General features: G+C 37.9%; 22 protein-coding genes. 17 read left to right on the top strand and 5 right to left on the bottom strand.

Annotation, left to right across the window (positions count from 1 at the left end; genetic code table 11):
• Positions 1–61: 61 nt before the first annotated feature.
• A complete protein-coding gene (locus tag MKZ14_RS17320) occupies positions 62–298 on the bottom strand; it encodes a YuzB family protein (protein ID WP_004228286.1) in 237 nt (78 codons plus the stop codon).
• A 269-nt stretch (positions 299–567) separates the two neighbouring features.
• Here MKZ14_RS17320 and MKZ14_RS17315 point away from each other — a divergent pair, with 269 nt between their 5' ends.
• A complete protein-coding gene (locus MKZ14_RS17315) occupies positions 568–1632 on the top strand; it encodes an NAD(P)/FAD-dependent oxidoreductase (RefSeq protein WP_004228288.1) in 1065 nt (354 codons plus the stop codon).
• 55 nt (positions 1633–1687) lie between these two features.
• Here MKZ14_RS17315 and MKZ14_RS17310 read toward each other — a convergent pair whose 3' ends face one another.
• Positions 1688–2023 carry a YuzD family protein gene (locus tag MKZ14_RS17310; RefSeq protein ID WP_312126180.1) on the bottom strand — a complete coding sequence of 112 codons (336 nt, stop codon included), beginning with the start codon at positions 2021–2023 and terminating at the stop codon, positions 1688–1690.
• An 83-nt stretch (positions 2024–2106) separates the two neighbouring features.
• Here MKZ14_RS17310 and MKZ14_RS17305 point away from each other — a divergent pair, with 83 nt between their 5' ends.
• Together MKZ14_RS17305 and MKZ14_RS17300 are read left to right on the top strand one after the other, a co-directional pair.
• Complete coding sequence (locus MKZ14_RS17305; RefSeq protein WP_004228295.1) at positions 2107–2343, top strand: NifU family protein; 237 nt, start codon at positions 2107–2109, stop codon at positions 2341–2343.
• Positions 2344–2464: 121 nt separating this feature from the next.
• A protein-coding gene (locus tag MKZ14_RS17300; RefSeq protein ID WP_339280222.1) for an IS3 family transposase occupies positions 2465–3795 on the top strand; the annotation gives its coding sequence in 2 pieces (ribosomal slippage) (positions 2465–2846 and positions 2846–3795; 1332 coding nt in all).
• Positions 3796–3858: 63 nt separating this feature from the next.
• Here the strand turns inward: MKZ14_RS17300 and MKZ14_RS17295 are convergent.
• On the bottom strand, positions 3859–4551 hold the full coding sequence (locus MKZ14_RS17295; protein WP_036078592.1) for a DUF2225 domain-containing protein: 693 nt from the start codon (positions 4549–4551) through the stop codon (positions 3859–3861).
• A 185-nt stretch (positions 4552–4736) separates the two neighbouring features.
• Here MKZ14_RS17295 and MKZ14_RS17290 point away from each other — a divergent pair, with 185 nt between their 5' ends.
• Complete coding sequence (locus tag MKZ14_RS17290; RefSeq protein ID WP_016991513.1) at positions 4737–5111, top strand: iron-sulfur cluster assembly accessory protein; 375 nt, start codon at positions 4737–4739, stop codon at positions 5109–5111.
• A gap of 171 nt (positions 5112–5282) precedes the next feature.
• Here the strand turns inward: MKZ14_RS17290 and MKZ14_RS17285 are convergent, their stop codons facing one another.
• Positions 5283–5804 (bottom strand): GNAT family N-acetyltransferase, encoded by a 522-nt coding sequence (locus MKZ14_RS17285; RefSeq protein WP_339280243.1) that lies wholly within the window; start codon positions 5802–5804, stop codon positions 5283–5285.
• Between the two features lie 488 nt (positions 5805–6292).
• On the opposite strand from MKZ14_RS17285, the gene MKZ14_RS17280 reads away from it, so the two are divergent.
• From MKZ14_RS17280 to MKZ14_RS17260, 5 genes are all read left to right on the top strand, one after another.
• A complete protein-coding gene (locus tag MKZ14_RS17280) occupies positions 6293–6790 on the top strand; it encodes an NUDIX hydrolase (RefSeq protein ID WP_036078588.1) in 498 nt (165 codons plus the stop codon).
• A 24-nt stretch (positions 6791–6814) separates the two neighbouring features.
• Positions 6815–8566 (top strand): sensor histidine kinase, encoded by a 1752-nt coding sequence (locus tag MKZ14_RS17275; protein WP_339280242.1) that lies wholly within the window; start codon positions 6815–6817, stop codon positions 8564–8566.
• A 6-nt stretch (positions 8567–8572) separates the two neighbouring features.
• The gene (locus MKZ14_RS17270; RefSeq protein WP_258860186.1) at positions 8573–9316 is read left to right on the top strand and encodes a LytTR family DNA-binding domain-containing protein; all 744 of its coding nucleotides are present in this window, start codon (positions 8573–8575) and stop codon (positions 9314–9316) included.
• 117 nt (positions 9317–9433) lie between these two features.
• A complete protein-coding gene (locus tag MKZ14_RS17265) occupies positions 9434–11227 on the top strand; it encodes a carbon starvation protein A (RefSeq protein ID WP_339280241.1) in 1794 nt (597 codons plus the stop codon).
• A 251-nt stretch (positions 11228–11478) separates the two neighbouring features.
• Entirely contained in the window at positions 11479–11808 is a 330-nt protein-coding gene (locus MKZ14_RS17260) for a YuiB family protein (RefSeq protein WP_004228336.1), read from the top strand.
• Positions 11809–11899: 91 nt separating this feature from the next.
• Here the strand turns inward: MKZ14_RS17260 and MKZ14_RS17255 are convergent, their stop codons facing one another.
• On the bottom strand, positions 11900–12382 hold the full coding sequence (locus MKZ14_RS17255; protein ID WP_016991511.1) for a divergent PAP2 family protein: 483 nt from the start codon (positions 12380–12382) through the stop codon (positions 11900–11902).
• Positions 12383–12505: 123 nt separating this feature from the next.
• Here MKZ14_RS17255 and MKZ14_RS17250 point away from each other — a divergent pair, with 123 nt between their 5' ends.
• The 8 genes from MKZ14_RS17250 to MKZ14_RS17215 all read left to right on the top strand — a co-directional run bounded on the left by MKZ14_RS17250 (position 12506) and on the right by MKZ14_RS17215 (position 21770).
• Positions 12506–14014 carry a leucyl aminopeptidase gene (locus tag MKZ14_RS17250; RefSeq protein WP_016991510.1) on the top strand — a complete coding sequence of 503 codons (1509 nt, stop codon included), beginning with the start codon at positions 12506–12508 and terminating at the stop codon, positions 14012–14014.
• 135 nt (positions 14015–14149) lie between these two features.
• Complete coding sequence (locus tag MKZ14_RS17245) at positions 14150–14353, top strand: hypothetical protein (RefSeq protein ID WP_016991509.1); 204 nt, start codon at positions 14150–14152, stop codon at positions 14351–14353.
• Between the two features lie 353 nt (positions 14354–14706).
• Positions 14707–15480, top strand: coding sequence for a uroporphyrinogen-III C-methyltransferase (gene cobA / locus MKZ14_RS17240; RefSeq protein ID WP_016991508.1), 774 nt, complete (start codon positions 14707–14709; stop codon positions 15478–15480).
• Between the two features lie 12 nt (positions 15481–15492).
• Complete coding sequence (locus tag MKZ14_RS17235) at positions 15493–16233, top strand: sirohydrochlorin chelatase (protein ID WP_339280240.1); 741 nt, start codon at positions 15493–15495, stop codon at positions 16231–16233.
• On the top strand, positions 16233–16382 hold the full coding sequence (locus tag MKZ14_RS17230; protein WP_004228347.1) for a YezD family protein: 150 nt from the start codon (positions 16233–16235) through the stop codon (positions 16380–16382). The genes MKZ14_RS17235 and MKZ14_RS17230 overlap by 1 nt, the downstream gene beginning before the upstream one ends.
• Before the next feature lie 43 nt (positions 16383–16425).
• Complete coding sequence (locus MKZ14_RS17225; RefSeq protein WP_339280239.1) at positions 16426–18219, top strand: assimilatory sulfite reductase (NADPH) flavoprotein subunit; 1794 nt, start codon at positions 16426–16428, stop codon at positions 18217–18219.
• A 122-nt stretch (positions 18220–18341) separates the two neighbouring features.
• The gene (cysI, locus tag MKZ14_RS17220) at positions 18342–20063 is read left to right on the top strand and encodes an assimilatory sulfite reductase (NADPH) hemoprotein subunit (RefSeq protein ID WP_333006583.1); all 1722 of its coding nucleotides are present in this window, start codon (positions 18342–18344) and stop codon (positions 20061–20063) included.
• Positions 20064–20702: 639 nt separating this feature from the next.
• Positions 20703–21770, top strand: a complete 1068-nt coding sequence (locus MKZ14_RS17215) for an ABC transporter permease (RefSeq protein WP_339280238.1) — start codon at positions 20703–20705, stop codon at positions 21768–21770.
• The last annotated feature ends 4 nt before the right edge of the window (positions 21771–21774 follow it).

Below are 21774 nucleotides of genomic sequence, written 5' to 3'. Positions count from 1 at the left end.
GATTTTTAGCATAACATCCTTTTTATTTGTTCACATTTATTCATACAGGCATTTTAGAAAACTACCATAATGGATTTTCTTCAATAAATTGATAAATGGCTTTCGTTAATTCATCAGGAGAATCAGCTTCTACTAATTCACCGTTTACTATTGCATAAAAGGATTCTGAGCACTTTGTACAATAACTGAGGCAGCCATATTCCAAAACGTCGATGTTCGGATCGCGTTCGAGTACTTCATAAGTTGCTTGAGAGCCATTTGCTAAATTACTTATACAAAATTCAACCATTGGATTCATCCATGTCACCTCACCAAAGTAATGCTACTCGGTTTTACGATTTTCGTCAATTATTTATGATTAAGAGAAAAGAGACGTTTTTTAATAAAAGATAAAGGGAATTCGTTATTAATGGCTTAAAAATCAATTGAATTGAACAAGTTCTCGTTTGTTTTGTGAAATCTTTCACAAAATTTCATTCTGATATTGTGAAACTTCTCACAATCGGTTATACTCGTTTGTGGATACTTTGTGAACAATTATTAAAAGAGATATAAAAGGAGACTATTATGGGAAAATTAGTACTTTTAGGTGGCGGCTACGGCAATATGCGTGTCATGCTTCGTCTATTAAACAGCCTACCATTAGACAGAGAGGTAGTTATAGTAGATAGAGCCCCTTTCCATAGTTTAAAAACAGAGTTTTATGCATTGGCGGCAGGGACTGCAACAGATAAAGAAATTCGTGTAAGCTTCCCAGAGCATGAACGTTTAACAGCCGTATATGGAGAAGTCGTTGAAATTAATCGTGCGGAAAAAGTAGTCATTCTTGAAGACGGACAACGTATAGAATATGATGATTTAGTCATTGGACTTGGCTGTGAAGATAAATATCATGGTGTACCAGGTGCGGAAGAGTATACGTACAGCATTCAGACAATGGGCAAATCACGTGCAACATTCCAAGCACTTTGTGGTTTACCAGCTGGGTCTACAGTTGGAATTATAGGAGCTGGCTTAAGTGGAATTGAGCTTGCAAGTGAGCTACGTGAAAGTCGCTCAGATTTAAAAATAAAGCTATTTGACCGTGGTCAACGTATATTGAAAGATTTTCCAGAAAAACTAAGTAAGTATGTAAAGGATTGGTTTGTTAAGCATAACGTTGATGTTGTTGCCAATTCAAATATTACAAGAGTAGAGCCGGGTAAAATTTTTAATCATGATGATGAAATTTTACTCGATGCAGTGGTTTGGACTGCGGGTGTTCAGCCAGTAAAAATTGTTCGTGATATGGATGTCGAGAAAGATAAACATGACCGTCCGCTTGTCACACAGTATTTTAATTTACTTGATGATGAACATGTCTATGTTGTAGGGGATTGTGCTTCATCAGATTTAGCTCCAACAGCACAGTTAGCAGAGGAACAAGCGGAGCAAATTGTGAAAGTACTTCGTATGCGTTGGAAAGGTGAACATTTACCAGAGAAGATGCCAGATATTAAATTAAAGGGCTTCATGGGCGCTCTTGGTAAAAAACAAGGCTTTGTATACTTAGCTGATACAACAGTAACTGGGCGTATCGCTCGCTTAATGAAATCAGGATTATTATGGTATTACAAACGTCAAAATGATTAATTAGCTGAAAGGGATTGTTTTAAAAAATCATTTTAAAACAATCCCTTTCATTTTGTTATACCGTTTTGTCCGGGACAAACCCTAAATTTTCAAGCGCCGTAAATACAGGCTTTAATTGGACATAGCCTTCTCCAACAACCTCATTGTTAATGAGGACAAGAGGGTAGAAAAATTCATCATCTTGAATACGTGACGCATATTCTTGATCGCGTTCATTCTCAATTGGACCTTCAATATCGATATAGCGAATATCGTATGCTTGATCTGGATATTTGCGATCGATGGCTGCTTGTAGCCACTCATATGTATCCTTGGAAGATGGAGCATTGACACAGCTAGCACAGATGACAGCTGTTCCATAAATTTCAATCATAGGTTTTGTAGATGGCATAGTATTTTCTCTCCTTGTGATTCAATATTGGATTTTTTCTGTTGCTAACATTATAATCATTATAAGGAAAGGAGTCGAGATAAATGGCAGAAGCAACAATTAACGACCAAGTTCAAGAGGTATTAGATAAATTACGTCCATTCTTACTACGTGACGGTGGAGACTGTGAATTAGTAGATGTTGAGGATGGCGTTGTTAAATTACGTTTATTAGGTGCTTGTGGCAGTTGCCCAAGTTCTACGATTACATTAAAAGCTGGTATTGAACGAGCATTATTAGAAGAAGTACCAGGAATTGTAGAAGTAGAGCAAGTATTCTAAGCCTTTATAAAAAGTTCTAGCTGATTTTAAACTGTACCCTATAAGATAGACACTTGAAAAAGGTCATCTTATAGGGCATTTTTGTTTATAATTGAAAAAAACAAGATTCGGAGCCACTACTATGACTAAGAACTTTTTAACACCCCACCAACAAAATGAATTAAAAAAGAATCCGTATGTAAAAGCTGTGAGCGATAAAGCGATTACGTATACGGATGAGTTTAAACGCTTATTTATTGCACAATCTGAAACAGGAAAATTACCAAGAGAAATTTTTGAAGAAGCGGGATTTGACGTGGAAGCGATTGGTATAACACGTATTCACAGAGCAGGTACTAGGTGGAGAACAGCTTATAAAAAACGTGGAATCACCGGTTTAGAAGATTCTCGAAAACACGGTACAGGACGTCCTATCGAGCGAGAATTAAGTATAGAGGAAAAGTATGCACGACTTGAAGCAAAAATGCGTTTACTAGAAGCGGAAAACGAACTATTAAAAAAGATCGATTTACTCGAAAGGCAGATGTTGAAAAAGAAATAAAACTCGCACCAGAACTGAAATTTGAACTAATTGGTCAAACGATTGAAACGTATGGATTGAAGCGAATGGTACGCTATCTTTGTGAAGTGTTGGAGGTATCACGCTCAGGCTATTATAACTATTTTAAGGAAGAATCTCTTCAAAAAAGAGCGATGAAACACCAAGCAGATGAAGTCGTAAAGGAAGTGATTTTAAAAGCATATCGATTCCGACGACGTCACAAAGGAGCCCGTCAAATCAAAATGACGCTTCACCATCAATATGGTATTACCTATAATCTGAAGCGAATTCGCCGCATTATGAAGAAGTTCGGGATTATCTGTCCAATTCGTAAAGCAAATCCTTATCGTCGTCTAGCCAAAGCCACACAAGAACATCGTACGTGTCCACATCTGCTCGAACGCCAATTTAAACAAGGCGTGGCTGGTAAAGTCCTCTTAACGGATATCACATATTTGACATATAAAAATGGTAAACGTGCTTATTTATCAACGATTAAAGACGCTGAGACGAATGAGATTTTGGCGTATGAAGTAGCAGATAGCATCACAATGGAAATTGTGCTCGACACTTTGAAAAAACTGAAAAAGCTAAAGCATCTAGCTCAGGACGCCTTCATCCATTCAGACCAAGGTTTTCATTATACCAATCCAGCGTTCCAAAAACTCGTGAAACAAATGGGCTTAGGTCAATCGATGTCACGCCGAGGAAACTGTTGGGACAACGCACCTCAAGAATCATTCTTTGGGCATTTTAAAGATGAGACGAATATAAAAGATTGTGAGACATTAGAAGATGTAAAACAAGAAGTGAAAAGCTATATGATCTATTATAACCATTATCGAGGTCAGTGGAATTTAAAAAAGCTGCCGCCTGTAAAATACAGACTGCAGCTTCAAGAAGTTGTCTAACCTTTTTCAAAATGTCCTTTACAAAGGGTACACTTTATTTCAAGCTAGAACTTTTTTATATACCTATACATGACGCGCATGTTCTTTTTCTTCTCGAATAATAGCCCACTGTTCTTTCGCCATATCTATAATTTTTGCTTCGCCACCGACACTTTGTTTTTCAATAACCCTAGAAAAGAAGCGTGTCGCATTTTCAATATCTCCAATGCGTCTAGATAATTCAGCAATCATATACATAATTCGGACAGCTGACATTTGGGTGGAGCTGTAATCCTCGGTTGAATAAGATTCCATATAATAATCACGTGCTAATTTCATGAAGCGTTCCTCTTGTCCACTATTGTTCAACGAACGATAGAGCCAGGCAAGACGTAAAGTTAGTCCAGCAATCGCTACATTTTTTTCCTTTTTAATTGTGCCACAAAGAAAAGCTAATTTATAGGCTTGAATGGCTTGAAATACAGTACGCTCCCCCTTGAAATCATGGTGTACCCATTTTTCTGTAATTTGTGTGCGTATATGATCTTGAATACCTGGTGCAAAATATTTTGTAAAGTCTTCTGTAAAGGAAAAGCCGCAATGCTCACAAACAAAGACATTATAATAGAGAGCATTCACTTCATCTGCATAAATAGGTTGAAAATCTGTTTCTGTATGATCTACTTTAATAAATTTTGAACGCACTTTTAATGTTGGAAATTCTTTTTTGCAATTTAAACATTGAATTTTTTTCTCGTAATATGGTGAAATCTCCATATATATTACCCCCTGCCAAGAATTCGTTGTAACTATTATACCAATGATGTTTTTATTAACATGAATAAAAAATACTATTAATGTGAAAAATATGAGAATTATAACTTAAAATCGACTTGAAGCTGAATGTTTGTCATACAATGGTCAAAATTGTTATGATAAACGTAAGAAGGAAGGTGATTGGGATGACAAGTACAAAACAAATTATTGAAGTGACACAGGCTGCTGGCTTTCATATTAATGAAATGATGGAGCATAATGAAGAACAAGGTTCTTTTTTACGTGTAGTGGTGAATGGTGGCGGCTGTAGCGGGCTATCCTATGGCATGCATTTTGATAAAGAGAAAAAAGATGATGATTTTGAAGATGTACAGCATGGTTTAACAATTCTTGTTTCCCGTGAAGATGCGCCGATTTTGATGGGAACAAAAATTGACTATAAACAATCGCTAATGGGCGGTGGCTTCACAATCGATAATCCAAATGCCATTGCATCATGTGGCTGCGGTACGTCTTTCAGAACAGCAAAGCGTGAAGGTACGCCTGAGATTTGTGAATAATTAAACGTGATATAAATGTAGAAGACAAACCTGATAATATGTAAACACAATCTGAATTAGGTTGTGAATACCAAGCCTTTTTGATTTGTATGTTTTGAAAACAACAAATTGAAGAGGCTTTTATTGTGCTTTGAAAACATAAAAGGCTTAAAGAAAAGCCTTGTTTAGATTTTAAAATTTATAATACCAAAAAATTGCTATTTCATTTGCTGTTGGAAAATTTGAATATAGCATTGTATCCACTCCACCTATTACAAATTGATTTTTGGCATAAAAATGACAAGCTGAAACATTGATATCTTGTGTTTCAAGCATGAGACCACAGCAGTTCCTTTCTTTTGCCCACGCAATGGCTTTATTTATTAAGGCAGAGCCAACGCCATTTTTTCTATAATCTTTTGCGACAGCTATGTCTTCAATAAGTGCATATCCGTTCCAGTTAGAGCACATCTTAATCTGTCCTCCACAGTTGTTGTCAATATAATAAAAAAATACAGCTTTCTCGATATCTTCAATGTAACTCAGATCAATTTCATCCTCTTCATATTTTTTGAAGTAAGGCTCTGAACATTTTTCCTCTGTAAATGTCCAAACTTTATCTTTGAATGTCGGTATAATTTTCCCCGAGACTATAAAACCGTCATTTGATTTATTAAAATCCTTCATATTAGATGGCGTCATTTTAATGATCATTTTACTCTCTCCCTTTCTGTATTCAACCATGTGGTGGGATGGATGGCTTTTATTTTCTGAAAAACATATCTTCTCTCCCGGTTGCTGATATTGAAACAAAGTGAAAATATGAAAATGGCTTCTTTCGATGATGATGAAAGACGCCTTTTAGCATTGGATTAATCAGACTTTTCAAGCTCCATAAACTTTACCCCATTTAAAACTGCTAGCTTATATATGACCCTCTTTTCATCAAGACCAAATTGTCCTTTTTCTTCAATGACAAGGTGTTCATTGCTTTTAATTTGAAAGTAATTGGTTCCAAACGTACCTATTTCGTAAAATTTCCTTTCTTATTTAATTGAATAGGTACAATAAGTGTAACATATTTACAAATGAGGATTGTCTATGCATTTATATGATTTGCAAAGATTGGTCTTAAAATTCTGAATAAAAGCTTCATTCCACTGAAAGCGAGCAGGTATAATAGTTATATAGAGGTGAAGGTTATGAGAAAAGATCGAGGGAAAATATGGTTGGGTGTATCAGGTGTTACGGTGAATGAGCTTGGTCAATGGTTAGTTGTGAAAAAGGCTTATAGCGGATTGAAAGGACGTTGGTCATTGCCAGCAGGTTTTGTTAATGCAGGAGAAACAGTGGATGAGGCGGTCATTCGTGAAATCAAAGAAGAAACAGGCATCGATTGTAGAGTCTCAGGCTTAATTGGATTTAGAACAGGTGTCATCCGTGATGACATCAGTGATAATATGGCCATTTTTTATTGTCGAATGCTAGATGAGCAGCAGCAGGTTTCCATTCAAGAAAAAGAAATTTTAGAAGCGAAATGGTTGTATCCACAGGAACTAGCACAAGATGAAACAACCTCTGTTATGTTAAAGGAAATGGCTTCCAATCAATTTGAAAGACATCAATTAGAGGCGATAGAAGGGATTAATCCAGGTGATATTTTTGGCTATACCTCTTATCGTTTATTCTTTAAAAAATGACATGACTTTAGGAGGTGACCTTTGATGGAGCTGTTTTTATTTATGTTAGAGCGAGTTGGGCTGATCATTGTGTTTGCCTTTTTAATGTCAAGATGGCGACTCTTTCGAGAAAAGCTGTTTCAGGAGCAAGGAACGAAAGAGAAAATATGGCTCATTATTATCTTTAGTAGCCTATGTATTATCAGCAGTTATACAGGGATTAAAATTGAAAGTGGGACAATCCATCCTTTAAATCAGATGATACATAGTACAATCAATGCAGAAGAGGCGATCGCCAATACAAGGCTAATTGGTGTGGCTATTGCAGGAATTTTTGGTGGACCTCTCGTTGGCGTGTGTGTAGGCATTATTGCAGGTATTCACCGAATTACACTTGGTGGTTTTACATCAATAGCCTGCGGTGTTTCAACGATTCTAGCTGGCTTTATTACAGGTGGTTTAAGTAAACGCTTTAAAATACGTCAAACTTTTTCCTATAAGAAAGCAGTCATTATCGGCATCTGTGCAGAAACGATTCAAATGCTGGTGATTTTAGTAGTCGCGAAGCCATTTGAGCAGGCCTTGCAGTTAGTCTCATTAATTGCAATGCCGATGATTTTAATGAATGCCTTTGGGATATTTTTATTTTTCATGATTATTAAAACGTTTATTGATGAAGAGGAGCGAACAAAGGCATTACAAACCCATCAAGCTTTTTCAATTGCCCAACAAACAATTGAGCATTTTCGTAAGGGCTTGAATGAAGAATCATGCCAAACGGTTGCAGAAATTATTAAAAGAGAAATAAAAGTAGATGCGGTCGCTATTACCGATAAAAATGGGGTGTTAGCACATGTTGGCGTTGGGGAGGATCATCATTTAATTCATCGAGAAATCATGACAGCTTTGACAAAACGAGTATTAGAGGAAGGCAAAATTTTAATGGCTACATCTCAAAAGGAAATTCAATGTCCACACACTAGCTGCCCATTAAGTGCTGCCATTGTCTTGCCCTTGAAGGTACAGCATCGAACAGTTGGAAGCTTAAAGCTTTATTTCACTAAAGCGGATTCTTTGACAGGGGTGAAGAAGGAGCTAGCAGAGGGTTTGAGTAGACTATTTTCCTCTCAGCTTGAATATGCTGAAATTGAGCAACAGCGTAAATTATTAAAGGATGCTGAAATCAAGGCATTACAAGCACAAGTTCATCCACATTTCTTCTTTAATAGTCTGAATACTATTTCAAGCTTGATTCGGACAGATGCAGATGAGGCAAGAGCATTATTAATCAAGCTTAGTACATTTTTTAGAAGCAATTTGCAGGGCGCACGGCAAATGCTCATTCCATTGAAAAATGAAATAGATCATGTTGAAGCTTATTTATCTATTGAGCAAACACGGTTTCCAAATCGTTACGAAGTTGAATTTATCATGGATGAAACACTCTTTGATGTGCAAATTCCTCCATTTACCTTACAGCCTCTTGTCGAGAATGCTATTTATCATGCCTTTAAAAATCGTAATGAAGGCAAAATCTATGTCAAAGTACAACGTGTGAATAATAAGCTGGTCCTATCAACAGAAGATAACGGCTGTGGAATGAGGAAGGAGCAGGTAAAACAACTTGGCAAGCGTATTATGCAATCCGAACAAGGGACAGGAACTGCTCTATGGAATATTTATCAGCGAATTCATGAAATTTATGGCTCTGAGGCGGATTTTCATATAACAAGTACGTTAGATGTAGGAACAAAAATTATGATTCAACTGCCGTTAAAGGCGACTAGATGGGAGTAGAAGAAATTGAATGTATATATTGTGGATGATGAACCCTTAGCACGTGCGGAACTGCGATATTTATTAGAGCAAACAGCGTTGGTGAATGTTTGTGGTGAATCTGAAAATCTTGAGGAGCTGTATAAAGCGTCACAGCTTGAAGAAGTCGATTGTATATTTTTAGATATTGAATTAGGCATAAACAATGGTCTTGATTTAGCTAAACAATTATTACTGAATGAACAGAGACCAGAAATTATTTTTGCTACAGCCTACGATGACTATGCTTTGCAGGCATTTGAAGTCAATGCATTTGATTATATATTGAAACCCTTTGAGGCAGAAAGGGTACAAACCGCTGTGGAAAAGCTTTTAGCTAAAAAAAGAGCTGCTCAGGCAAAAACGATGGAGGAGTTAAAGGTTTCACAGCTAGACAAGCTCGATAAATTAACAGTTTATGCAAACGATCGAATTTTACTGCTGAAAATACAGGATATTTTATATTGTACCTCTGAGGATAGTAAAACGGTGGTTGTGACAGAGCAGGGACGTTTTTTTGCTTCCGAGTCATTGGCTGCGTTAGAAAAAAAGCTTACTTTAAAGGGCTTTGTACGTGTCCATCGTGCGTATATTGTCAATTTAGAGCATATTGTGGAACTTGAGCCCTGGAGTAGTTCTAAATTTAATTTAATCGTGCACAACAGACATTCCATTCCAGTTAGCAGACTGTATATGAAGGATGTAAGGAAAATTTTTGACCTATCGAAGTAGCTGCATTTCAATGGACAAATACTACCTCTCAGCTTTAATTTCTGACATTTCAGTTATTTTAGGAATATTAAGGACATTCCTTTGCTATGATGTGGAAAAAGTAAAAGGGGTGTTTGCATGAATGCGATTACAATAGTGATAGGATCTATTTGTATTTTGATGATCAGCTATCGTTTGTATGGCATTTTCTTTACAAAGAAGGTACTCAAAATAAAAGATGATACGCCCACCCCAGCCCACGCTTTGGAAGATGGTAAAGACTATGTTCCGACGAATAAGTGGGTAACCTTTGGGCATCATTTTGCAGCGATTGCAGCAGCAGGACCTTTAGTTGGACCAATCCTAGCTGCACAATTTGGGTATTTGCCTGGACTTCTATGGCTATTAATCGGAGCAGTAATTGGTGGGGCAGTTCATGATGCTGTTGTTTTATTTGCTTCCATGCGTCATGGTGGTAAATCCCTATCGGAAGTGATGAAGGAGGAGTTAGGCCCTATCGCAGGTTTCTGTACAGGCCTTGCGATGCTATTCATTATTACGATTACAATGGCAGGTCTCTCGATGGTGGTGTTAGGTGCTTTAGAGCGCAATCCATGGGGAACGTTTGCTGTAGGTATTACGATACCAATCGCCATGCTTGTGGGTATTGCCTATCGTAAAACAGGCAATTTAATTGTTACATCTACTATAGGCTTTATTTTATTAATGATTGGGGTATTTATCGGACCTCTTATTCAAGGCACAGCATTCGGTGATTTTTTAACATTTGATCGGGATACATTAGCTATCATCTTACCAATCTATGCCTTTTTTGCCGCTTCATTACCTGTGTGGCTTTTATTAGCACCTCGTGATTATTTAAGTAGTTTCATGAAGATTGGGGTATTTATTGCACTAATTATTGGCGTTTTCTTTGTTAATCCTGCTATTCAATTCCCACCATTGACAGAGTTTATTCATGGTGGTGGACCAGTAATTGCCGGTCCTGTGTGGCCGTTTGTTTCTATTACAATTGCCTGTGGTGCCATTTCTGGCTTCCATGCTTTTGTAGGCTCAGGAACAACACCTAAGATGATTGATCGTTGGGAGGACATTCGTATTGTAGGCTTTGGTGCTATGTTAGTAGAGTCACTAGTAGGTGTGATGGCTTTAATCGCAGCTACTGCTCTTCATCCAGCCGACTATTTTGCGATTAACTCAGCACCAGCTGTATTTGCTACATTAGGAATGGAGCCCGTTCATCTACAAGCATTGTCTCAAAGTATCGGCATGGACTTGGAAGGACGAACAGGAGGTGCTGTAACGCTAGCAGTTGGTATGACAGATATCTTTACAGGTATTCCTTGGTTCGCAGAGTTATCTTCGTACTTCTATCAATTTGTCATTATGTTTGAGGCGGTTTTCATTCTTACAGCCATTGATGCTGGAACAAGGGTAGCTCGTTATTTAATACAAGATTTTGGTGGCAATGTTTATAAACCACTGAAGCGCACCAATTGGGTACCAGGTACAATTTTTGCTAGTGCACTTGCCTGCTTTATGTGGGGCTATTTATTGTATTCAGGGGATATAAGCTCAATCTGGGTATTATTTGGTGTATCCAATCAGCTAATGGCAGCCATTGGTCTAGTATGTGGCGTGACGATGGTATTGAAGGTCGCAGATAAACGCATCTATGCATTGACATGCTTTATCCCATTGGCTTATTTATACATTACGGTCAACGTTGCAGGCTATTGGATGATTAAAAATGTATACTGGAATCCAGCCGCTGCAGGCTTTAATATGTTAAATGGGATTTTATCTGTTATCATGTTAATGCTTGGCTTCTTAATTGTGCTGACAGCCTTTAAAAAATGGGCACAGCTTTGGAAATCACCAAAGTTTTTAGTAGCTCAATCAACTTCATAAAATCATAGAAACTATTGAAGATAAGCATTTGTCTTCAATAGTTTTTTTGATAAAAAAAGCATTTATCTAACTTGAAGCTATAGTTTACCCGCGGAAGGTGGGAGAATACCCCTAACTTCAAAGAGCAACCACAGGTGATCAATTGAATGATTTTCCTAAATATGACGAACAAGCGAAAACAAGGATATGTTCATTGAAAGCGGTGTCGTAATCATGTAAACTAATGAGAGGAAAACGGAGGTTATACATACATGGATGGTCCAGTTTCATTAGTACAGTTAATCATTTCTATATTGTTATTTTTCGTCATGTTCTTTGGTATCGGATTCTTGTTAAATATGCTGTTACGGATGACATGGTTAATGGCAATTGTGTATCCAATTGTTGTCATCTTTATTGTAGATGAAGTAAGCTTCTTAGATTATATTTTTAAGCCAGGCTCTGCCTTCCCAGCACTAATTGATAAATTACAGGCTCTTCAGTTTGTAGATATTGCTATTTTATCAGGTGGCTTTGCAGGATCTATTGTGGCGGGTATCGTGATGATTTATTTACGTAAAAGTGGATACAGAATGTTCTAACGTGCTTAGTATTCTTTCTTCAATTGAAGAGGGGATACTTTTTTTGTACAAAAAAAACACAGCCTCCCTCTTGAGGATGTGTTTATGTCTGTTAGATGAAAAACTCGTAGGTTATGATGGCGATAAAAATACCCGTGAGAGCCCCAAAAAATACTTCACTTCGTTTATGGCCTAATAGTGTTTTTAATTCCTCCATTTTCTCTTGTCCGTCCATCTGTGGCCACTTTTTTAAATCATGAACCAATGTTTGAAAATCCTTACGCAGTTGATTTAATATAGCGGCATGCTGCCCTGCCTGGTAACGAACACCACTGGCATCGTACATCACGATGATGGAAAACATGGCGGCTACCGCAAAAATGGGGGATTCCAAACCCGTCTCATAGGCAATTGAGGTTGCCAATCCAGTGACAGAAGCGGAGTGAGAACTAGGCATTCCGCCCGTTGAGGTAAAAAGTCCCCATTTTACTTGTCTGGTCATTAAAAAATGGATGGGGATTTTAACAAACTGTGCAAAGAGAACCGCAAAGAGGGCAATTAGTAATGGGGTATTTTGGAGTAAACTCAATTTCATCACAACCTTCGCAAATAATTGCTTTTATTATAACATTCATTATTTTCTAAAAGAAGATATAGGCAAATATTACGCCATTTTCAGAAACTTCGTTATAATAGTATATGGAATGGAGGAGTTTACATGCATATTGTAAAAGAAGCAAAAACATTTGAAACGATTTCTACTGAACTATTAGTGGTAGGAGTCACAAAACATCGTGAACAAATGCAGGACTGGGCAAGCTTTTCATCTTTTTACGGTGAAGCCCTCGATACATGGATTAGTGCAGGGGACGTCTCAACTGAATTAAAGAAACTAACGAAATTACCATTTGTGAAAGACCATGCCAGCCTCAAACGTATTGTATTTGTAGGCTTAGATGAGCGTAAAAACCTAACAGAAGGTGATATTCGCGCAGCATTTGGTTTAGTAGGGAAAGAATTAAGATCTTTAAAAGTAAAAGAGTATTCCATCTGGCTTGAATCATTTACAACAGAGTCAATTTCAACAGCAGATGTAGCATTTTTAGCGGGTGAAGGAATTGGCCTTGGCTATTATGCTATTCCACATTATAAAACCACTTCGAACGAGGTAGATAAACGTATTGATGCTGTTCACCTTGTGACTACAGCAGAGGATTTAGATGAAGTGGTGGCAAGCTTTGAGGTAGGTGTGATTTATGCAGATGCTGTTAATGAAGCTCGTAGCCTAATAAATTTACCTCCAAATCTACTAACAGCAACGGATTTAGCTAACTATGCACAATCTCTAGCAGTGGAATACAATTTGGAAGTAGAGATTTTAGATAAAGCACAATTAGAGGAACTAGGTATGGGTGGTATATTAAGCGTTAACCAAGGCTCTTATGAAGAACCACGATTAATTACCTTAAAATATAAAGCGACTGAAGATTTTGAAGATCCAATTGGCCTTGTTGGTAAGGGCGTAACGTATGATACAGGCGGCTATTCTTTAAAACCAAAGGATTCTATGGTTGGTATGAAAGGTGATATGGGCGGTGCTGCTGCTGTACTTGGTGCAATGAAAATTATCGGTGAATTACGTCCAAATAAAAATGTTGTAGCCGTTATCGGTTCTACAGATAATATGGTGTCCGATACAGCGTTTAAACCTGATGATGTGATTACGACGTACAGTGGGAAAACCGTAGAAGTATTAAATACGGATGCAGAAGGGCGTTTAGTTCTGGCAGATGCAACTACATATGCTAAACAGCAAGGTGCTACATCACTAATTGATGTTGCTACTTTAACTGGAGGCGTTATTACTGCGTTAGGTATGGATAAAACAGGTGCTCTTTCAAATGATGATGCATTTTTTGAAGCATTTATGGAAGCTGCCAAAGAGACAGATGAATTTGTTTGGCGCATGCCTTTAACAGAGAATGATAAAAAACGAATTCGAAAATCAGATGTAGCTGATTTAAATAACTCTCCTGGTCGTGATGGTCATATGATTTTCGGCGGCGGTTTTGTAGGCGAATTTGTTGGTGATACACCATGGATTCACCTGGATATAGCAGGCACATCTGATGCAGTAGCAGTTCATGATTTAGGACCTAAAGGTGGTACTGGTGTTATGGTCCGTACACTCGCTAATTTTGTCCAACGTTTAGGGGAAGAAAAATAATAAAGTGTGTCAATCAGCGGGAGTTTATTCTCGCTGATTTTTTGTGATTTATGCACTAATCCCGATAGAATAGGCATTCTACATATGATAGATGTATCTTCCTTCATACGATAGAGTAAAAAGGGGAGGTAGCATATGCGCAATTTCGGAGGTTATCCAGGCGGAGGATTTGGAGGCTTTATTTGGCCATTTGGCGCACCGTTTTTTGGTGGGTTTTTAGGCAGTTTTCTAGGCTCTCAATTTAATCAATATCCTTACAATCCATATTATCCAAACTATCGACCATATCCACCAGGTCCATATTTTCGACCAGGTCCGCGTTATCGTAGACCATGGTAAGCACATAATTTGATCAACCAGTTGTCGATCTTGAAATCGGCAGCTGGTTTTTTTTGCGCCTAACGAAGTATCAAATTTAGTGTTGACAGAATATACTAAATTATTTATTATTCTTATTATATTACTAAGAATTAAATATGTGGCTGACTAGCAAACTAGAGGCTTGTATTATTCATAGGCATTTTTGTGCCTAAGGATAATATTGGCCTTTTTTCTTTATCTTAATTCAATAAATTTTTTTATACCGAAAGCAAAGTGTCAGTTATAGAAAACTCGAGGACCCATATTAGTCAGTTGAATAAATCTGAAATGCCATGACAGCGAGGCGTAATTGACAGAAGGAGTGAGATGAAATGGGGAAAGTTTATATTGTTGGTGCAGGTCCTGGGGATGTTGACCTCCTTACGATTAAAGGATTACGTTGCATTGAATGTGCAGATGTCATTTTATATGACAGACTCATTAATAAAGAGCTATTAGCCTATGCCAAGAAAGACGCTAAATTAATCTTTTGCGGAAAGTTACCACAGCAGCATGCCATGATTCAGGAGCAAATCAACCAAACCCTTGTTGATTATGCCCAACAAGGATATATCGTCACAAGATTAAAAGGAGGAGACCCATTTGTTTTTGGTAGAGGTGCAGAGGAGGCTGATGTGCTAGCGAAGCATCAAATTCCCTTTGAAATTGTGCCTGGTATTACGTCAGGTATAGCAGCCCCAGCATATGCAGGTATTCCTGTCACACATCGTGACCTAGGTTCAAGCTTTGCTATGGTTACAGGGCATATGCAGGACGGGAAAGAAGATGCTATCCGTTGGGAAAGCCTTGCAAAAGGGATTGATACGATTGCCATTTATATGGGGGTTGGTAATCTTCCATATATCCGTCAACAATTACTCAAATATGGCCGTGATGAAAAAACGCCTGTGGCTGTTATTCACTGGGGAACCGTTTCTACAAAGCAAAGAACGGTTACAGGGACTTTAGCTACAATTGAGGAAATTGTGCGTACTGAAAATATTCAAAACCCTAGCATCATATTAGTAGGGAAGGTTGTGACTCTAAGAGAAACCATTCAGTGGTTTGAGCAAAGCCCAACACAGCCAATCCAAATAACGGGATAAGGTTGTGGAATCATGCAGGCTATTTTATATATTGCACATGGCAGTCGTGTCAAGGAAGGTGTAGTGCAGGCCGTAAACTTTCTTCAAGGCGTTCAACAAGAAGTAACAGTACCTATTCAGGAAATATGCTTTCTAGAGCTGGCAACACCAAGCATTGCAGAAGGCATTGCTAGCTGTATTCGAAAAGGGGCAACAGCGATTGCCGTAATGCCTATTCTACTACTGGCTGCTCAACACGCAAAGCATGATATTCCGAAAGAAATGGCAAAAGCTCAAGAACTATATCCATATGTAAAGTTTACATATGGTGAGCCTCTTGGCATTCATGAACGATTAATTGACACGTTACAAGCTAGGATAATAGAAAAACAGCAACCTAACAGCAATGCGAGTGTTTTACTCATAGGACGTGGGAGTAGTGATCCAGCCGTCAAGAGGGATCTAGCTAAAATTGCCAAAAGGCTACGTACTAAATATCACTATAAAGCCGTTGATACATGCTTCTTATACGGAATGGGACCAACCTTTGAAGACTGGCTACTGCAAGATAAAGGGAAGCAACAGCAAGTTTTTATTGTCCCTTATTTATTATTTACAGGCATTTTAAGACAAAGTATTGCCAAGCGATTACAAGGCTTTGACAGCCAAAACATTTTGTTATGTGAAAGCTTAGGCTATGACGACAATGTGAAAAAAGTATTAGTGGAACGTATTGATGAATTACTACATTTTAAAGAGGAAGGTGTTTCGTAATGGTAGATAAAAGAACTGAAAATGTAAATCTAGCATTAGATAATGTCCGCCAAATGTTAAATACTGTGAACCACGGATCAATTACATTGATTGTTCAAAATTCCTATGTGGTTCAGATTGAGAAAAAGGAAAAAATAAGGCTTCGATAAATTAAAAAATATGAAATGATGATGATTCGTGAGGTGGCAAAGATTGAAATTACAAGTAATAAACAGTCCATTTAATGAAGAGCAGGTGAAGTTATTAAACGAGCTTCTCCCTAAATTAACAATTGAACAAAAATTTTGGCTAAACGGTTACTTAAGTGCTCCACAAGCAACTCTTGAAGCAATTGTTGAAGAGGCACCAACTGCCTCCCAACCTGTTACAAAAACAATAACAATTTTATATGGTTCCCAAACAGGCAATAGTCAAGGATTAGCTGAAAAATATGCAGCAGCATTAAAAGAACTGCAGGTAGATGTAACTGTCTCATCGTTAGGAAAATTTAAAGCAAGTAATTTAAAAAAGATCACTAATCTATTACTTATTGTGAGTACACATGGAGAGGGAGATCCACCGGATCAAGCGATACAATTCTATGAATTTTTGCATAGCAAGCGGGCGCCTAAGCTAGAACATCTACAGTATTCGGTCCTTGCTTTAGGGGATAGCTCCTATGAATTTTTCTGTAAGACAGGTAAGGACTTCGATGAGCAATTTGCAAAATTAGGTGCAACAAGAATGGTTCCTCGAATCGATTGCGATGTAGATTATGATGATGCAGCTGCACAGTGGTTCGCTGCGGTTCAACAAGAATTTCTTCAGCAAACATCTTCAGCAACGTCTACTTCAGCACACAACGAAGGAGCGCAAGTACTTGAAGAATCTACATATTCAAGAAAAAATCCATTTTACGCTGAAGTACTTGAAAATTTGAATCTAAATGGTCGTGGCTCCAATAAAGAGACGCGTCATCTTGAATTATCCATTGAGGGAGCTAACTTCCATTTTGAACCTGGCGATAGTATTGGCATTTTGCCAGAGAACGACGAACAATTAGTGAATGCATTGCTGACGGCACTTCAATTTGATTCAGAGACGGAAGTGACTGTTTTTGATGAAACAATATCAATAAAAGATGCACTACAGAAAAAATTAGAAATTACAGTGTTATCTAAACCATTACTCGAAAAAATCGCTGCTTATACAGAGCATAAAGAATTTTCTAAGCTATTGGAAGAACCACAAGCATGGAAGGACTATGCAAAAGGAAGAGACTTGCTCGACCTAGTAGAGGAATTTACACCGTTTACTTGGAGTGCACAGCAGTTTGTAGCGTTACTACGTAAAATTCCAGCTCGACTTTATTCTATTGCTAGTAGCCAAAAGGCCAATAGCGAAGAGGTTCATTTAACGATTGGCAAGGTAAGCTATGAAACAGCAGGTAGACAACGCCTTGGTGTTTGCTCTGGAAGTGTGGCAGAACGAATACAAATAGGTGATACCTTACCAATCTATGTTCATAAAAACCCGAATTTCAGATTGCCAGAGAATAATGAAACGCCAATTATTATGATTGGTGCAGGCACAGGTGTTGCACCATATCGAGCTTTTTTAGAGGAGCGAGAAGAGTTAGGGATTGTTGGGAAAGCATGGCTCATCTTTGGTGATCAGCATTTTGTTACGGATTTTCTCTATCAAACGGATTGGCAACGTTGGCTAGCTGCTGGCACATTAAGTCACATGCATGTAGCCTTTTCACGTGATACGGACAAAAAAGTCTATGTTCAACATAAATTGCTAGAAAATGCAGCAAGTTTTTATGAGTGGCTGGAGCAGGGGGCCGTCATTTATGTATGTGGTGACGAAAAATCAATGGCATCGGATGTCGATGCAACCATTCATCAAATCATTGAGCAGCAAGGACAGAAAACACCAGAGGAAGCAAAAGCCTATGTGAATGAATTAAAACAGCAAAAACGCTACCAACGTGATGTTTATTAATGGAATTCAACACAAATTCCTCGAAAACCTTCCCTAATGAAGGAGTTTATCTCTTTGCTTGCAAGCAAACCCTCATGTATGCCAATACACTGAGGTGTAATGGATTAAAGGAGCGATAAAGAATGACAGAAAAAATAGTGTTACCTCCGCAGCCTGGGAAACCAAGTGATGTAGAGCGTATTAAGACCGAAAGTAATTACCTACGTGGAACACTGGAACGTACCATGAACAATCCATTAAGCTCTGGTATTCCAGAGGACGATAATCGTCTAATGAAATTCCATGGCAGTTACTTACAGGATGATCGAGATCTTCGGAATGAACGTCAACGACAAAAGCTGGAGCCAGCCTATCAATTTATGGTACGTGTACGAACACCAGGTGGAGCAGCTACGCCAGCACAATGGCTTGTGATGGATGAAATGGCTAGAAAGTATGGCAATGGCTCTTTAAAATTAACAACACGTCAAGCATTCCAAGTACATGGCATTTTAAAATGGAATGTTAAAAAATATATGCAGGAAATCAATGAGGTGCTATTGGATTCTCTTGCGGCCTGTGGAGATGTGAACCGTAATGTGATGTGTAATGTTAATCCAAACCAATCTGCATTACATGAAGAGGTTTATAATTGGTCTGCAAAACTAAGTGAGCATTTACTGCCACGCACACGTGCTTATCATGAATTATGGTTGGATGGAGAAAAGGTTGTAGATAGTCAGGATGTAGAAATTGAACCGATTTACGGAGCGCAATATTTGCCTCGTAAATTTAAAATTGGTATTGCGATTCCACCAAGTAATGATGTGGATGTATTTTCACAAGATATCGGATTGATTGCCATCGTTGAAGATAATCAGCTGGTTGGCTTTAATGTAGCGGTTGGGGGAGGAATGGGCATGACGCATGGTGATCATGAAACCTATCCACAGCTTGCTCGTGAAATTGGCTTTATAACGCCAGATAAATTACTGGAAACAGCAGAAAAAATAATTACGATTCAACGTGATTATGGGAATCGCTCTGTCCGTAAAAATGCACGATTTAAATACACGATTGATGCGAGAGGACTTGAATGGTTCCAAGAGGAATTAACACGTCGTCTAGGCTGGGAAATTCAGCAGGCTCGCCCCTATACATTTGAGCGTACAGGTGATGAATTTGGCTGGATTAAAGGGGCAGATGGTCATTGGCATTATACGTTATTTATTCAAAATGGCCGTGTAAAAGACTTTGAGGATTATCAGTTGTTAACTGGCTTACGTGAAATAGCTAAGGTGCACACGGGTGATTTTCGTTTAACACCGAACCAAAACCTAATGATTAGCAATGTAACACCCCAGAAAAAGAAAAAAATAAATACGCTTATTGAACAATACAAGCTAACAGACGGTGCGCATTATTCTGCCTTACGCCGCAATTCCATTGCCTGTGTCTCATTACCGACATGTGGCTTAGCCATGGCAGAAGCAGAACGCTATTTACCTTCTCTTATAACAAAAATTGATGCCATTATTGATGAGGCTGGCTTAAATGAAACAGAAATTGTTATTCGCATGTCTGGTTGTCCAAATGGCTGTTCACGTGCAGCAATGGGTGAAATCGGCTTTATCGGCAAAGGACCAGGGAAATACAATATGTACCTTGGTGCAAGTTTTACAGGCAATCGCTTAAATAAAATCTATCGTGAAAATATTGGTGAAGAGGAAATTTTAGCAGAGCTACGTCCAATTCTTCTGCATTTTGCCAAGGATCGTTTAGAGGGCGAGCATTTTGGAGACTTTGTCATTCGTGCAGGCTATGTCACAGCTGTTTATGATGGAAGAGAATTTCATGCACAATAATAAAGTATAGATTAGACGAAGGCTGTAAGGAAGATGCTTCTTTTCCTTACAGCTTTTTAGTGTTAAGTAATTGAATAGAAATAACCATATCTAATCTCAATGTTTGGTAATCATATGGATTCCAATCTATATATTGAAATACCTCCGGCTATTACTGATTCTTCATATATCTAATCTTCTGTAGTAAAATCCTTTTTTGAAATAGTTGGGTAACTTCCCACAACTTTTGATTTTTACCAATTTTATGGTAGGATAAATATAAATAATAGTAAAATATTATGTTTTTATCCAAAATTGTTAAATAAATATATTCCGCAAGAAATTAGCAGAATAAAGGGATAATCTTTTATATTTTGTTTTGCTATGTTTTAGGAAATTAATTGACTCTTTACTATAACTTGTGCTACTAAGTGCATTCCAGAGGGCTTTCGAGGATCCACCTTATTTGTAACGATCAGTCAGCTATTATTAGATTTTAAAATCTCAATTACAACTTTGGATGATGAACTAAGGGGTAGATTTCAGTACACCTATGAAGGCTGTAATAACAAAATGCGGGAATTATACGATAGAGCTAATAGTTGATGAGAAAATAACTGCTTCATATCCTATTTATATATGTGATTAAGGGGAATGTGAATGAAACTTCAAATGTACATAAAGCTATTGTATAAATCAATGCTACGAAATAAAACGGTTATGACAGTTCTAACCTTACAAATGGCAATTTCACTTATGCTAGTTACTGTCATATTTTCTTTTTTGAATGGAAGCTATCATACAGTAAGGGAGCAAGTGAAGAGGGAAAACGGAACAACAACAATTATGCTAACCTATCCGGTTTCACTCAGTACTTTGACTAAACTTGAAAGGGAGTGGCGAGCAGAGTCAAAGGTTCAGAGATTTTCCTATTTCGCTACGACTGATGATCAGGTGAAATTCGGATCGCACGTTGTTGTTTTGCCGTTATGGGGTGTTAATGAAGACTATCCCTATTTCTATGGTTTTCCCTTTGAGCAGTTAAGGGAAGGTGAGACAGTTTTGACGGTTAATGCAGTCAAAAAAGTGTTCCCCAATCGCAGTGCTGAGAGCGTTGTTGGTGAGATCATTGAAATTAATAAGAAAGTCTATACCGTTATTGGTGTGGAGCAAGTAAGTTTAGTTGACCGTGTTTATATTCCCCATGCAGATTTCGAGCAGGCATATAACAAGATTGACGGGGTTCGGGTAGGCTCATTAGAGATTGATAAGAATTCCGCATCAATAGTGTTAGAAGAATTAAAACCGTATGGACCAGTAGAACGGGAACCAATTGCTCAGTCGAGATACCAGGGTATTATGTTCTTCATCTTAGTAGCAAGTCTGGTTACCATTTTTTTAGTTCTCTACTCGGTTCTTAGTTTTATTCAGCTATACAGCTTTAAACTCATTAAGGAGCGCGATAAGTGGAATATATTGTTTTTGCTAGGTGCTACTCGCGGTAACTTAAGGTCTTATTTGTATACTGAAACAGCAAGCATGACAATCGTATCGCTTCTAACTGCTGCAGTTGGCTATTGGGCTATTGCACATGCTGTTAGTCTAGAAGGTATAACTTTCCAAATAGATGTAGTAGTGATCTTAGCTATTGCAATAATTGTGATGACAATGATCCTCCTATCAGTGGAGTTAACCCTTCATAAATTGAAAAGAAATGTATTTAAGTGAGGTT

This window comes from Lysinibacillus sp. FSL P2-0066 (genome assembly GCF_037969495.1).
Taxonomy (GTDB): Bacteria; Bacillota; Bacilli; order Bacillales_A; family Planococcaceae; genus Lysinibacillus; species Lysinibacillus boronitolerans.
Note: the sequence above shows the minus strand (reverse complement) of the source record. Positions and strands in the feature narration are given on the sequence as shown.